The organism is Stakelama saccharophila, assembly GCF_032229225.1.
GTDB lineage: Bacteria > Pseudomonadota > Alphaproteobacteria > Sphingomonadales > Sphingomonadaceae > Sphingomonas > Sphingomonas saccharophila.
The window spans coordinates 1,905,355-1,918,352 of record NZ_CP135076.1 but is presented as its reverse complement, the minus strand read 5'-3'; the positions used below and the strand labels follow the sequence as shown (position 1 = coordinate 1,918,352).

Genomic DNA, 12,998 nt, shown 5'->3' with positions numbered 1-12,998 from the left:
CGCCGCGCCGAGATCAGTAGCGGCGGAGCAATCCCGACAAGCGCCCCTGAATCCGGACCTGTTTCGGGCTGTAACGCTGCGGATCGTAGCTGCGGTTGGCGGGGTCGAGCCGGATCATCGCACCTTCGTGCCGGAAATATTTCAGCGTCGCTTCATTCTCGTCGATCAGGGCCACCACGATTTCACCGTCATGGGCCACTTCGGTTCGGCGGATCAGCGCATAGTCGCCGTCGAGAATGCCGGCATCGACCATCGAATCGCCGGCGACCTCCAATGCGTAATGTTCGCCCGAACCCAGCAATGCCGCCGGCACCGGCAACATCTGCGCCCCTTCCAGCGCCTCGATCGGCACGCCGGCCGCGATCCGGCCGTGCAGTGGAATTTCGACGACGTCGTTCGCCGGTTCCGGTGCGGGACCGGCGGCATCGCCCCGGTTGACGGCAGCGGCGGTGGCCGGCTGCTGCCGGGCCGCACGCTCCGGCGTCCGCAGCACCTCCAGCGCCCGCGCTCGATTGGGAAGGCGCCGCAGAAAGCCACGTTCTTCCAGCGCGCTGATCAGGCGGTGAACACCCGATTTGGATTTCAGGTCCAGCGCCTCCTTCATCTCCTCGAACGACGGCGAGACCCCCGTTTCAGTGAGGCGATCGGCAATGAAACAGATAAGTTGGTGCTGTTTGCGCGTCAGCATGGAAGCCCTCCGTCGGAACAGATGCGGAACTTCTAGGCAACGGTCGGGAACAAGTCAAGTAAGCGGCAGGATTTCCACTGAGTCGCCGGCGGCGGCCGGCGGGGCGTGCGGCGTCCGCAGGATCAGGCAATCCGCGCGCGCCAGCGTGCGCAGCATGGAACTGTCCTGGATGGCGGCGGCACAGGCGGCGCCATCCACCAGCTTCGCCCGCAGGTAATCGGTGCGCGGGCCGTTAGCGGGAAGGTCTTCGCCCAGGGGCACGGTGAAGGTTGCGGGTGCAACGTCGGACGCGCCGCCGAGCTTGGCGATCAGCGGCCGCAGGAACAGCGTGGCGGTGACAAAGGCCGAGACCGGGTTTCCCGGCAGGCCGAGCACCACCGCGTCCCGCAGCATGCCGGCCATCATGGGTTTTCCCGGCCGAAGAGCGATCCGCCAGAAATCGATGTTGGCGCCGGCGGCTTCGAGTGCAGGGCGAACGAGATCGTGATCGCCGACCGATGCACCGCCGGTGGTGACCAGGATGTCGGCATCGACCTGCCGGAAGGCGCTTTCGAGTAGCTCCTGGCTGTCCGGCAGAATCCCCAGGTCGACCACGTCCACAGGGAGGTCGTGAACCAGCGCCGTCAGCATCGTGCCGTTCGATTCCGGCAGCTTGCCGGCATCGGTCCGGCCGGGAGGCACGAGTTCGTCGCCCGTCGCCGCGATCGCGACCCGGATGCGACGACGCACGGGCACGGTGTCGTGCCCTCCCATGGCGCAAAGGGCCAGGCGGGCCGCCGTCAGGCGCTCGCCGGCCGCAATGAGAATTTCTTCGGTTCGAAAATCCAGCCCGCACGGCCTGACGTTGCGACCGACATGAGCGGGCCCTTCGCCCGTCAGGGCGACGACGGTACCGTCCCGGTCCGCTTCTTCCTGCACCAGCACCGCATCGGCACCCGGCGGCATGGTGGCGCCGGTGAAGATTCGCACGGCCTCGCCTTCGCCAAGCGTGCCGGAAAAGGGGTGCCCGGCCGCGCTTTCGCCCACCAACCGCCACGGACCGGGCAGATCCGAGAACCGGATGGCATAGCCGTCCATGGCGGAAAGGTCCGCGGCGGGCTGTGTGCGCCGCGCCGGAATCGCCTTCGCCGCCCACCGACCGGCGGCCTGGTGCAACGGCACTTCCTCGCAGGCCGCCAACGTCCCGAGCGAAAAGATACGATCGCGCGCTTCCTCGACGGGCAGGAGCGTCATGGCGCGCTCCAGTCGCCCGATTTACCGCCGCGCTTCGACAGCAGGTGCACCGATTCAATGGTCATCGCCCGATCGATGGCCTTTGCCATGTCGTAGATGGTCAGCAGCGCGACCGTCGCGGCGGTCAACGCTTCCATCTCGACCCCGGTCTTGCCGTCGGTCGCCGCGGTGGCGGTCGCCGTGACGCCGTCGTCCTCGATCGCGAGGTCGATCGAGACGCGGGTGAGGGGCAGGGGATGGCACAGCGGGATCAACTCGCTCGTCCGCTTCGCCGCCATGATTCCGGCGATCCGAGCGGTCGCCAGCACGTCGCCCTTCTTGACGTTGCCCGTGCGGATCGCATCTGCGGCCTCTGCCGACATGGTGATACGCCCGCCGGCGACCGCCTCGCGCGCCGTCACGTCCTTGCCGCCGACATCGACCATCCGGGCCGCGCCGTCTTCGCCCAGATGGGTAAGTTCGCTCATCCGACCAGTGCCCTCGTCGCGCTCTCCACGTCCTTCTGGCGCATCAACGCCTCGCCGACCAGAAAGCAACTGATGCCATGTTCGGCCATGGCATCGAGGTCGGCACGCGTGGTCAAACCGCTTTCCGCCACGAACGTACAGTCGGTGGGGGCCGACCCCACCAGCTCATAAGTCCGCTTAAAATCGACCGTGAAGTCCTTCAGATTACGGTTGTTCACCCCGATCAGCCTCGATTTCAGCCGCAGCGCCCGATCGAGTTCCGCGGCATCATGGACTTCGACCAGCACGTCCATGTCCTGTTCGATCGCCGCAGCCTCGATTTCCGCCATGACGCCGTCGTCGAGCGCGGCCACGATCAGCAGCACGGCATCGGCGCCGATCGCGCGCGCTTCCGCCGCCTGCCAGGGATCGACCAGAAAATCCTTGCGCAGGACCGGCAGCGCGCAGGCGGCCCGAGCTGCCGACAGATAGGCGTCGGCGCCCTGGAACCATGGCTCGTCAGTCAGGACCGAAAGGCAGGTCGCGCCGCCCGCGGCGTAGGCGGCGGCATGACTCGGCGGATCGAAATCCTCTCGGATCAGCCCCTTGGAAGGGCTGGCCTTCTTGATTTCCGCAATGAGCGCATGGCCCGTCCGCGCTCTTGCATCCAGCGCCGCCCGGAAGCCGCGCGGCGGGGTCTGCTCTGCGGCGGCGGCAACGAGGTCCGCCGAACTGCGCTCCGCCTTCCGGCGCGCCACCTCGGTGCGCTTGGTTTCGAGTATGCGGTCGAGCATCGTCGTCATCTGTACGCGATCCAGTCGTTCAGCAAGGCCCTGGCGGCACCGGAATCCAGCGCCTCCGCCGCGCGGGCGGCGCCGTCGACCAGATCGCCGGTTTGCCGGGCGATCACCAGGGCGGCCGCGGCGTTCAGAAGCACTGCATCGCGGTACGGGCCGCGGGCACCTGCCAGCAGATCGGCAAGGGCTGCGGCGTTGACCGCCGGGCTTCCCCCGCGAATGGCGGCGAGCGGATGGGCGGCGAGGCCGGCGTCCGCAGGCGTGATCCGGTCGGGAAGGCGTTCCTCGCCCACCGTGGCGACGATGCTTTCCCCTTCGCAGGACAGTTCGTCCAGCCCCTCGGCCCCGGAAACGATCGCCGACCCCTCGCTCCCCAACTGGGCGAGCGCACCGGCATAGACCGGAACGTAGTCCGGACGCGCGATGCCGATGAGCTGACGGGTCACATGGGCGGGATTGGCGAGCGGCCCCATCAGGTTGAAGATGGTGCGCCGACCGATCTGCCGGCGGATTGGGGTGATGCGCTTCATCGCCGGGTGATGGTTGCCTGCGAACAGAAAGGCGATTCCGAGATCGGCAAGCGTGCGCTCCGCCAGCGATCCGGCGCGCTCCATGTCCATGCCCAGTGCTTCCAGCGTGTCCGCCGCGCCGGACTTGCTGGAGGCTGCGCGGTTGCCGTGCTTGGCGACCGGCACGCCGCAGGCCGCGACGACGAGCGCCACGGCCGTCGACACGTTGAGCGTGTGGTGGCCGTCGCCGCCGGTGCCGCAGACATCGATCGCGCCCTCCGGCGCCTTCACCGGAATCATCCGATCGCGCAGTGCGCGCGCCGCTGCCGCGATTTCGATGCTGGTTTCGCCCCGATCCGACAGCCGGACGAGGAAATCGGCGACCCTATCATCGGGCACGCCGCCATCTAGGATCGTGGCAAAGGCTTCGCCCGCACTCTGGTGCGAGAGTGGTGTCGAGGGATCGGGGAGGGCGCCGATGCTGGTCATGCCGGCGTCGTCGCCTTCAGGCCGGCGGCGGCCATGAAGTTGGCGAGCAGGGCGTGACCGTGTTCCGTGGCGATGCTTTCAGGGTGAAACTGGACGCCGTGAATTGGTAATTCGACATGGCGAAAACCCATAGCGCTGGCGTCGTCGGCCGTGGCGTTGACGATGAGGCGGTCCGGGACATCGCGCACGATCAGCGAGTGATAGCGCGTCGCGGTGAAGGGGGAGGGCAGACCGGCGAAGATTCCCGACCCGTCATGCCGCACCGGGCAGGTCTTACCGTGCATCAGGCCGCCGCGGACGACGCGGCCGCCGAAATGCTGGCCAATCGCCTGATGGCCCAGGCAGACGCCCAGCAGCGGCTTGCGCGCTTCGGCACAGGCAGCGACGAGGTCGAGCGAGATGCCCGCCTCGTTCGGCGTGCACGGGCCGGGCGAGATCAGGAACGCGTCGGCGCCGGTCGCCAGCGCATCCGCGGCGCTGAGCGAATCGTTGCGAACCACCTCCACCCCAGCGCCCAGCTCCATCAGATAATGGACCAGGTTCCAGGTGAAGCTGTCATAATTGTCGATGACCAGGATCATGCGTTCGCCATAACGCCGCTTGGCGCGATCGCAACTGTTGCCGACGGGCGCGCGTTGGTCGATTAGCGGGCGGCGCCGTTCAGCAATTGCTCATCGCTGTCCGGGTCAAGCTGCGCCAGGAGGCCACATATGCTACGATTTCTTTCGCTTGCCGTCGCCATTGTCGCGGCCCCCGCCATGGCGCAGGACCAGGAACCGGCAGCCGAGGACGGCCCGCCGCAGCGCGTTCGCAGCGTCGTCCTGTACGGCGACGACAAATGCCCGGAGGCCGAGGGCGACGAGATCGTCGTATGTGCGAAGGCGGGTGACTCGCCCTATCGCATCCCTGAAAAGCTGCGTGAAAAGCCGCCGGAGGCTGCTCACCAGGCCTGGTCGCGAAAGGTCGAGATGATCAACGAGGTCAATCGGGCGGGGCTCCCGAACAGTTGCTCGCCGGTGGGCACCGGCGGCCAGACCGGATGCACGTCGCAGATGCTGCGCAACTGGGCGCGAGCGCAGCGGGAGAAGGAAGCCGCGGAGGCCGGCGTTCCCTGATCGTCCGGCGGGGCTATTGCCCGTGGCGCGGTTCCGCCGCGCGGGCGACCGCTTCGCGGGCGGCCGCGATCAGGGCGCCGGCCTTGGCCTCGCACTCCCGCTGTTCGTAAGCGGGGTCGCTGTCGGCGACGATGCCCGCGCCGGCCTGTACGTGCATGGTCCCGTCCTTCACGACCGCCGTGCGCAATACGATGCAGGAATCCATCGAGCCGTCGGGCGAGAAATAGCCCACGCACCCGGCATAGGGACCGCGCCGCTCCGGCTCGAGTTCGGCGATGATCTCGCACGCCCTGACCTTGGGCGCGCCGCTGACCGTTCCCGCGGGAAAGCCGGCAAACAGGCCATCGAGTGCGTCGCGATCCTCTCGCATCGTGCCGACGACGTTCGACACGATGTGCATGACGTGGCTGTAATATTCTATCGTGTAGCTGTCGGTGACGCGGACGGTTCCCGCCTTTGCCACGCGGCCTGTATCGTTGCGGCCCAGATCGAGCAGCATCAGGTGCTCGGCGCGTTCCTTGGGATCGGCGAGCAGGTCGTTGCGGTTCGCTTCGTCTTCCGCCGCGGTACGGCCGCGCGGCCGGGTTCCCGCGATGGGCCGGATCGTGACCTCGCCGTCGCGGACGCGAACGAGGATTTCCGGGCTCGACCCCGTCAACGCGAAACCGGGCATATCGAGATGATAGAGATAGGGCGAGGGGTTCACGCGCCGCAACGCGCGGTAAAGCTCGAACGGCGGCAGCGGAAACGGCGTGGTGAAACGCTGCGCCAGCACGACCTGGAAGATGTCACCGGCGTCGATATAATCCTTGGCGCGGCCGACCATCGCCGCATAGCGCACCGGATCGAGCTGCGGCTCCAGCGCGAGGTCGGGCGCGGCCTCCAGGGCGGTGGCCGGCGGGAGCGATGCCTGCGCCAGCCGCGCGGCCGTCGCCTCGATCCGATCTTCGGCGGCTTGCAGCAGGCGGTCGGACGGCGCAGCGTCCGGCCAGACGGGTGCGACGATGAAAAGCGCATCGGCAAGCCGGTCGAAGACCAACAGCACGGTCGGCCGAACAAACATCATGTCGGGCAGTTCGAGCGGATCGCTTGCCGGCTGCGGAAGTTTCTCCACGAGGCCGACTGTTTCGTACCCGAAATAGCCGACGAGGCAGGCGAGGGCACGGGGAAGGCCCTCCGGCACATCCATGCGGCACTGATCCACCAGCACGCGCAATGCCTCCAGCGACGGCGCGTCGGTTCGTTCGAACGCATCGCGGTCGGTGAGCCACTGACGATTGATCTCGGCGACATGGCCCCTTGCCCGAAAGACGAGATCGGGCGCGAGCCCGATCAGGCTGTGCCGCCCCCGAACGGCGCCCCCCTCGACCGATTCGAGCAGGAAATCGCCACGGTCGGACGCCATCAGCTTCAGTGCGGCAGCGACCGGCGTCTCGGTATCGGCGACGATACGCTGCCAGATCAGCGCCGGCCGGCCGGCTTCCAGCGCCTGACGGGCAGCCTGCTTATTCCGGGTCATTCGCGTCAGGGCGTGGCGCCGCCGCCCAGCTCGGTGCGGAGCTTGGCCAGCGCGTCTTCGTTGCGCTTCACGCCGATGCCGAGACGAACCGCCTTGGCGAACTGCTCGGCATATTCCTCGCCGACCACGCCGCCGAGGCCCTGACGGGTCTGCTTTACGAGATCCGCGTCGTCGGACGCATCGCCCTTGTCAACCTGATCGAGATGGATGACGAACCAGCCGCTGTTGTTGGGAGCTTCGAGCAGCTTCGCCTGCCCCTCGTCCATCGAGAACATCAATGCGATCGGCGGCGGCACCTGCTGGCGATTGCGGGCGAGATCGGCGCGTGTGGCATCGACCTGTTCCGGCGCTGGCGCGCGGACGCCGGTGTCGGCGATCGCCTGGCCAAGCGACGTGCCCTTGTTGACCTTGTCCACGGCCTTTTGCGCCAGCGCGCGCGCCTTCGACTTGGCCTGGTCGACCATATAGTCGCGAACCACCGCGTCGTGGATTTCGTCCAGCGACTTCGCAGCCTTGGGCACGACGCGGCCGAGCGCGACGAGCGCGAAGGTGCCGTCGTCGTTCAACTGCACCAGTTGCGGCGCGTCGCCCTGCATGGCGGCGAAGCCGGCCTCGACCACGCGTGACAGGGCGGGGTCCGGCTTGTTTTCCGGGTGTTCCGGGTCGACGCCCGTGGGCAGAACCGGCGCGGTCTGTTTCGCGTCGAGCTGGTTCTCCTTGACCAGTTCGGCAAAGGTCGCGCCGTCGGTGATGCCGCTGTCGAGCTTGTCCTGAAGCGCGTTGATGATGTCGCGAAGCTTTTGCTGTTTCAGCTTTTCCGCGATTTCGGGCGTGGCCTGCGCCAGCGTTTTGCCGGGGACCTGCGATATGTCGGTCACCTTGCCGACATAATAACCGAGCGCGGACTGGACGGGACCGACCACCGCCTGGTCCCTTGCCGAGAAGACCGCCTTGGCGAAATCGTCGCTGGTGCGGTCGGCCAGCGCCTCCCGCGTCACGTCGGCGATGGTCGTGGCTTCCAGGCCGATACTATCGGCCGCGGCGGAAACGGAGGTGCCGGCGGCGATCTTCTTCGCAACGGCCTGCGCCTGCTTGGCATCCGCAACCACCAATTGCTGCACGCTGCGCTGCTGTTTGGCCGCATAGCGCGTGCCGGCGGCGCGATATGCCTGGGCGATTTCGGCGTCCGTCGGCGTCGCGCGATCGGCCACATCGTCCGGCGCGACGGTGGCGTACCGGATTACGCGGCGCTCGGGCACGGTGTAGCGGGCGACGTGCGACTGGTAATATTTCTTCAGTTCGCCATCGTCCGGCTCGTCGCCGGGATCGACCGAACGGGTCGGAAGGAAGGCGATCGCGCCGTGCCGTTTTTCCAGCAACAGCGAGGCATAGGGCAGCGCAACCTGCTGCGGTACGTAACTTGCCTCCAGCGTCGGGGTCATCAACCACTGCGCCAGCGTCTGCCGCCGGATATCGGCACGAATCTGATCAGCAGTCACGCCCTGCGTCGCCAGGACGCGGTTGAACTGTTCCTGATCGAACTTGCCGTCCAGTCCCTGAAAAGCCGGGAAGCTCGCAATCTGTCCGTCGATCAGCTTTTTCGACACGACCATGCCGGACGCGTGGCCGAACTGTTCCAGCGCGACGCCGTTGATGATCTGATTCAGAACGTCGCCCAGTCCGCCCTGCGCGGCGAACTCGCTCAGATTGGCCTGAGGCTGCTGCTGGCGGATCCGATCGACCGCGAGTTGCGCCCGGTCGCGCAGTTCCGCCTGTCCGACCGTCGTGTCGCCGACGACGGCGACGGAATTGGGATCGCCGCCCGATGCCGGGCCGAAGGAACTGATGTCGCCGGCGGCGAAGGCTAGGGCGATCACGACGAGAACGATCAGGGTGACGATCACGCCGAGACGCGATTTGGTGAGTCGCCGGATGAAGCTGAGCATGCAGGCCCTTCGATGAAACAATGAAGCGTTCGCGTCGCTTTAGGGCCTGTGGTCGCGCTCGGCAATGGCGGGCCGCGGCGCGCCGGAGCGGAGGCGCTTGTGCCGGCTGCTGGGCCTGATAGGGACATACACAACAGTAGCGGGAGGATGGATGACGCGTCGAAAGCTCGTTGCGGGAAACTGGAAGATGAACGGCGTGCAGGCCGATCTGCCGCAGGTTCGCGCGATCGCGGAATGCGCCGCCCGGACGCCGGAAATCGACGTCGCGCTGTGCGTGCCGTTCACGCTGATTGCGCCGGCCGTCGCGGTTGCCGGTGGTCTGTCGATCGGTGCGCAGGACGTACATGCCGAGGCCAGTGGCGCCCATACCGGCTGCGTGTCGGCGGCGATGCTGAAGGAGGCGGGCGCGGATTGCGTCATCGTCGGACATTCGGAACGCCGTGCCGACCAGCACGAGACCAGCCACGACGCCTGGGCAAAGGCGGCGGCCGCGCACGGCGCGGGGCTGAACGTCATTCTGTGCGTCGGTGAGACCGAGGCCGAGCGCGATGCCGGCCGGGCTGAGCGCGTTGTCCAGGCGCAGATCGAAAAATCGGTTCCCGACAATGCCGCGCCCGAATGGTTTACGCTGTCTTATGAGCCGCGCTGGGCGATCGGCACCGGACGCACGCCCCAAGCCGACGACATCGCCGCCATCCACGCCATCGCCCGGGCCCAGCTTCGGCGGATGGTCGGCGACGCGGCAGACGGCATCCGCATTTTGTACGGCGGTTCGGTGACGGGCGACAATGCGGCCGCGATCATCGGCATCGACAATGTCGACGGCGCGCTGGTTGGCGGTGCCAGCCTTACGGCGGAGAAATTCATGCCGATCATCGAGGCCGCGGCGGCGCTCTCGCAATGATCCGGGTCGCCGAATGCCGGTGCGGCGCCGTGACCGTTCGCTGCACGGGCGAACCGGTCCGGGTTTCCGTCTGCCACTGTCTGGCCTGTCAGCAGCGGACCGGCAGCGCCTTTTCCGCTCAGGCGCGTTTCCCGGAAAACGCCGTTACGGTGGACGGCAGCACCGCGCAATATGAACGGATCGCCGATAGCGGAGCCTGGATTCGCTATCGCTTTTGCCCGCGCTGCGGCTCCAACGCCCTTTATCGCACGCAGGAGGAACCGGGGCTGATCGCCGTACCTCTGGGCAATTTCGCAAACCCTCACGCCTTTTCGGCGCCGGCAACGTCCGTCTATGAAGAGCGGGCGTTCGATTGGGTCACGGTTGCGGCGGGTTCGCACCACCGCTGAGCACGCGTCAGGCCGCCGGATAGCGATCCTTTAACATCCGGAACGCCGCCCTGAGTCCGAAGGCATCGCCGCCTTTCGGGCGTCCGGGCTTGGCGCTCGGCCGCCATGCGAACACGTCGAGATGCGCCCAGGGCGTGTCTCTCGGCACGAACCGGCGCAGAAACAGCGCGGCGGTCACGGCGCCGGCGAATCCGCCCTCGGGCGCGTTGACGAGGTCGGCGATGTCGGACTTCAGCATCTCGTCATAACCGTCCCATAACGGCATGCGCCAGATCGGGTCGCTCTCGGCATCGGCCGCCGTCTGGAACTGCCCGGCAAGCGTTTCGTCGCGGATGAAGGTCGCGGGAAGATCAGGCCCCAGCGCGACGCGCGCGGCACCGGTCAGGGTGGCGAAGTCCAGGATCAGCTCGGGGCCGCTTTCGCCTGCCTTTGTCAGCGCATCACCCAGGATCAGCCGCCCCTCGGCATCGGTGTTGGTGTTTTCGACCGTAAGTCCTTTGCGCGTCCGCAGAACGTCGCCGGGGCGAAAGGCGTTGCCGGCGACCGCGTTCTCCACCGCCGGCACCAGCAGGTGCAGGCGAACGGGCAACCGCGAGGCCATGACGAGCCCGGCCAGCGCCAACGCATGGGCCGAACCGCCCATGTCCTTCTTCATCAACCGCATTCCGGAGGCCGGCTTGATGTCCAAGCCGCCGGAATCGAAACACACGCCCTTGCCGACGATCGCAACTCGCGGGTGATCCTCGCGTCCCCATTCCAGTTCGATCAGCCGCGGTTGGCGTCCTTCGGCCGCCGCGCGTCCCACGGCGTGGATCATCGGATAGCCGTCTTCGAGATCGCGGCCGCTGGTTACCGTTATCCGGCCGCCGTGCCTGCGTGCCAGATCGGCGGCTTCCGCCTCCAGCTCGGCCGGGCCGAGGTCACCGGCACCGGTATTGACGAGATCGCGCACCCGCATGGTCGCCTCGGCGATCAGAACGGTCTCCTCGATCCGCGCCGCTTCTCTGGTCACCAGGATTCGCGGGCCGGGGCGATGGTCTTCCTTGCGGTAGCGATCGAAGCGATGTTGCGCGGCCAGCCAGCCCAGCATCGCCGCGCCCGGCTCGCCCTTCGCCAGCCGGTATGTGCCTTCGGGTAGCTGCTCGGCCGCCTTCGCCAGGCACCAGGGCGACAGCGTGCCGATGTCCTTCACGGCGGCGACGGCGCACCACTCGCCGGGCGAATCGCCGGGAAGAATCGCGCAGGCGTGATCCGAAGGCGCAAACCGCTGCGCCGACAGCGCGGTGCGATGCCGCTGCGGCTGCACGCCCAGCCACGCGTCATAGCTGTTGTTGTCGACGAGGTGGATGGTGGTGGCCGGCTGCCCGCGGTCGGGCTGGAGGAGGGACGCCGCGTCGGTCATGAATGGGTCGCCTTTCGGAATGGTCTGCTATGTCCAATGCGCGGATCGCGATGTGCGATCCCGCTCAGCCGCCCGGCATGACGATGAACTGTTCGAACTTTCCGTCCGTGCCCGCCTGCGCGTAGGTGACGAGAAGCAGCGTCCGGTCGGGATAGGTAATCCGGTAGTTGCGATTGACGAAGCCGCCGCGCAGCCTGGGCTCGCCGATGGCTTCGAAGCTCGTCGGTTCGCCGAGCGGGGCGAGACTGCCGGCATAGTCCTGCACTGCCTGATCGGAGAAATAATAGCGTGCATCCGCCGTCAACAGCGAGCGGTCCGGCTTGCCGGACTGAAGCTGCTTGAAGAATTTCCGCGCCAGCATGAGCCGGGCCTGTTCGACCTGTCGATCATGCGCCGCCGGGAGCAGGAGATCGGAGATCTGTTTGGTGATCGCGCTGGTGGCGCGCCCGAAATCGGCGTTCACCAGCGCCACGACGGCGAATTTCTCAGCCGGAACGACGACATTCTCGCTCAGAAAGCCGACTGCTTCACCGCCATGGCTGACGACCTTGTCGCCATCGCGTTCGGAAAGCGACACGCCAAGGCCGTAACCGGTGGGCGTCCCATCCGCGAGCCGGAAGACCGTTTCCTGCGCCTTCCAGTCGTCGTCGGGCAGGACTGTGCGGTCGATCCGGGCGATGTCCCACCGCGCGAGGTCGCCGGCCGTCATCGAAAGCTCGCCCGCCGCCCACAACCAGCCGGGTGCTGCCGGTTTTTCGGGGCGCACCGGCCCCAGCGCGTAGCGATGATAGCCGGTCGGGAATCCCTTGCCCTGAGCCAGATCCTGGTTGATCGGATTCATGTGCAGCGGCCGGAATATATGCTTGCGCAGGAACGGCATCAGCTTTTCGCCCGACACCTTTTCCAGGATCATGCCGGCGACGACATAACCGGTATTGGAATATTGCCACTGGGTTCCCGGTTCGAAGTCGAGCGGTTTCTTCGCCCAGCGATCGACGATTTCCTGCGGCTTCACCGGATCTTCCATCAGCGCGAAACTGTAGTCCTGCGGCCAGTAATCCTGCAGGCCGGAGGTGTGGCTGAGCAGGTTGCGGATCGTCATCTTGTCGGAGCCGGTGATCTCCGGAAAATATTTCGCGACCTTGTCATCGAGGTCGAGCTTGCCCTGATCCTCCAGCAGCAACAGCCCGGCGGCCGTGAACTGCTTCGAGATGGAGGCGATCTGATAGCGTGCATCGGCGGTCGTTCCGGCGACGTTCGGGCCCTGATCGCCATAGGCTTTGGTATAGACGATCCTTCCGTCGCGAACGATCGCGATCGAGGCGGACGGCACCTGGCTTTCGGACAGTGCGCCGGTGACGATCTTGTCGACCGCCTGCGTCTGCTCGGCGGTAAGGGCCTGGGCGAGCGCCGGCAGCGGTGCTGCGACGAGCAGCGAGGCCAGCCCGATACGCACCGCCCGCCGCGGCGCAAATACGCGAAGTTTGCGCGACATCGCCCCCGGGACACCCTCCCGGCAAAGCGTACGGGACGGGCGGGCGGAGGTGGCTGCGTTCATCAT

Annotated in this window: 13 protein-coding genes; 3 read left to right on the top strand and 10 right to left on the bottom strand. The window is 67.0% G+C overall.

All coding sequences use genetic code 11. The features are described 5' to 3' along the window. Positions 1 to 13: 13 nt before the first annotated feature. From lexA to RPR59_RS08875, 6 genes are read right to left on the bottom strand one after another with little or no spacing between them, the layout of a single operon-like run. Complete coding sequence (gene lexA, locus RPR59_RS08900; protein WP_313913196.1) at positions 14 to 688, bottom strand: transcriptional repressor LexA; 675 nt, start codon at positions 686 to 688, stop codon at positions 14 to 16. A 54-nt stretch (positions 689 to 742) separates the two neighbouring features. Then, the gene (locus RPR59_RS08895; protein WP_313913194.1) at positions 743 to 1,921 is read right to left on the bottom strand and encodes a molybdopterin molybdotransferase MoeA; all 1,179 of its coding nucleotides are present in this window, start codon (positions 1,919 to 1,921) and stop codon (positions 743 to 745) included. Further along, positions 1,918 to 2,388, bottom strand: a complete 471-nt coding sequence (moaC, locus tag RPR59_RS08890; protein ID WP_313913192.1) for a cyclic pyranopterin monophosphate synthase MoaC — start codon at positions 2,386 to 2,388, stop codon at positions 1,918 to 1,920. The genes RPR59_RS08895 and moaC overlap by 4 nt, the downstream gene beginning before the upstream one ends. After that, positions 2,385 to 3,170 (bottom strand): indole-3-glycerol phosphate synthase TrpC, encoded by a 786-nt coding sequence (trpC, locus tag RPR59_RS08885; RefSeq protein WP_313913190.1) that lies wholly within the window; start codon positions 3,168 to 3,170, stop codon positions 2,385 to 2,387. Before trpC ends, moaC begins: the two co-directional genes overlap by 4 nt. Continuing rightward, positions 3,167 to 4,162, bottom strand: coding sequence for an anthranilate phosphoribosyltransferase (gene trpD / locus RPR59_RS08880; protein WP_313913188.1), 996 nt, complete (start codon positions 4,160 to 4,162; stop codon positions 3,167 to 3,169). Before trpD ends, trpC begins: the two co-directional genes overlap by 4 nt. Next, positions 4,159 to 4,743, bottom strand: coding sequence for an anthranilate synthase component II (locus tag RPR59_RS08875; RefSeq protein WP_313913186.1), 585 nt, complete (start codon positions 4,741 to 4,743; stop codon positions 4,159 to 4,161). Before RPR59_RS08875 ends, trpD begins: the two co-directional genes overlap by 4 nt. Positions 4,744 to 4,872: 129 nt before the next feature. On the opposite strand from RPR59_RS08875, the gene RPR59_RS08870 reads away from it, so the two are divergent. Further along, positions 4,873 to 5,277, top strand: a complete 405-nt coding sequence (locus RPR59_RS08870; protein ID WP_313913184.1) for a hypothetical protein — start codon at positions 4,873 to 4,875, stop codon at positions 5,275 to 5,277. Between the two features lie 13 nt (positions 5,278 to 5,290). On the opposite strand, the gene trpE is transcribed toward RPR59_RS08870, so the two are convergent. Together trpE and RPR59_RS08860 are read right to left on the bottom strand one after the other, a co-directional pair. Further along, positions 5,291 to 6,796, bottom strand: coding sequence for an anthranilate synthase component I (gene trpE, locus RPR59_RS08865; protein WP_313913182.1), 1,506 nt, complete (start codon positions 6,794 to 6,796; stop codon positions 5,291 to 5,293). 5 nt (positions 6,797 to 6,801) lie between these two features. Then, the gene (locus tag RPR59_RS08860) at positions 6,802 to 8,742 is read right to left on the bottom strand and encodes a peptidylprolyl isomerase (protein WP_313913180.1); all 1,941 of its coding nucleotides are present in this window, start codon (positions 8,740 to 8,742) and stop codon (positions 6,802 to 6,804) included. A 151-nt stretch (positions 8,743 to 8,893) separates the two neighbouring features. Between RPR59_RS08860 and tpiA the strand changes: the two genes are divergently transcribed. Together tpiA and RPR59_RS08850 are read left to right on the top strand one after the other, a co-directional pair. Further along, on the top strand, positions 8,894 to 9,646 hold the full coding sequence (gene tpiA, locus RPR59_RS08855; protein ID WP_313913177.1) for a triose-phosphate isomerase: 753 nt from the start codon (positions 8,894 to 8,896) through the stop codon (positions 9,644 to 9,646). A 29-nt stretch (positions 9,647 to 9,675) separates the two neighbouring features. Continuing rightward, on the top strand, positions 9,676 to 10,035 hold the full coding sequence (locus RPR59_RS08850; RefSeq protein WP_313913175.1) for a GFA family protein: 360 nt from the start codon (positions 9,676 to 9,678) through the stop codon (positions 10,033 to 10,035). Positions 10,036 to 10,042: 7 nt separating this feature from the next. On the opposite strand, the gene RPR59_RS08845 is transcribed toward RPR59_RS08850, so the two are convergent. Both RPR59_RS08845 and RPR59_RS08840 read right to left on the bottom strand, forming a co-directional pair. Beyond that, entirely contained in the window at positions 10,043 to 11,437 is a 1,395-nt protein-coding gene (locus RPR59_RS08845; RefSeq protein WP_313913173.1) for a leucyl aminopeptidase family protein, read from the bottom strand. Between the two features lie 64 nt (positions 11,438 to 11,501). Next, positions 11,502 to 12,932 (bottom strand): serine hydrolase domain-containing protein, encoded by a 1,431-nt coding sequence (locus RPR59_RS08840; RefSeq protein WP_313913171.1) that lies wholly within the window; start codon positions 12,930 to 12,932, stop codon positions 11,502 to 11,504. Between the last annotated feature and the right edge of the window lie 66 nt (positions 12,933 to 12,998).

Excerpts from the sequence above, each read along its gene's own strand:
- RPR59_RS08870 (WP_313913184.1), top strand. The coding sequence starts at position 4,873 with ATGCTACGATTTCTTTCGCTTGCCGTCGCCATTGTCGCGGCCCCCGCC.
- RPR59_RS08840 (WP_313913171.1), bottom strand. The coding sequence starts at position 12,932 with ATGTCGCGCAAACTTCGCGTATTTGCGCCGCGGCGGGCGGTGCGTATC.
- trpC (WP_313913190.1), bottom strand. The coding sequence starts at position 3,170 with ATGACGACGATGCTCGACCGCATACTCGAAACCAAGCGCACCGAGGTG.
- RPR59_RS08875 (WP_313913186.1), bottom strand. The coding sequence starts at position 4,743 with ATGATCCTGGTCATCGACAATTATGACAGCTTCACCTGGAACCTGGTC.
- lexA (WP_313913196.1), bottom strand. The coding sequence starts at position 688 with ATGCTGACGCGCAAACAGCACCAACTTATCTGTTTCATTGCCGATCGC.
- tpiA (WP_313913177.1), top strand. The coding sequence starts at position 8,894 with ATGACGCGTCGAAAGCTCGTTGCGGGAAACTGGAAGATGAACGGCGTG.
- trpD (WP_313913188.1), bottom strand. The coding sequence starts at position 4,162 with ATGACCAGCATCGGCGCCCTCCCCGATCCCTCGACACCACTCTCGCAC.
- RPR59_RS08845 (WP_313913173.1), bottom strand. The coding sequence starts at position 11,437 with ATGACCGACGCGGCGTCCCTCCTCCAGCCCGACCGCGGGCAGCCGGCC.
- RPR59_RS08860 (WP_313913180.1), bottom strand. The coding sequence starts at position 8,742 with ATGCTCAGCTTCATCCGGCGACTCACCAAATCGCGTCTCGGCGTGATC.
- trpE (WP_313913182.1), bottom strand. The coding sequence starts at position 6,796 with ATGACCCGGAATAAGCAGGCTGCCCGTCAGGCGCTGGAAGCCGGCCGG.
- RPR59_RS08895 (WP_313913194.1), bottom strand. The coding sequence starts at position 1,921 with ATGACGCTCCTGCCCGTCGAGGAAGCGCGCGATCGTATCTTTTCGCTC.
- moaC (WP_313913192.1), bottom strand. The coding sequence starts at position 2,388 with ATGAGCGAACTTACCCATCTGGGCGAAGACGGCGCGGCCCGGATGGTC.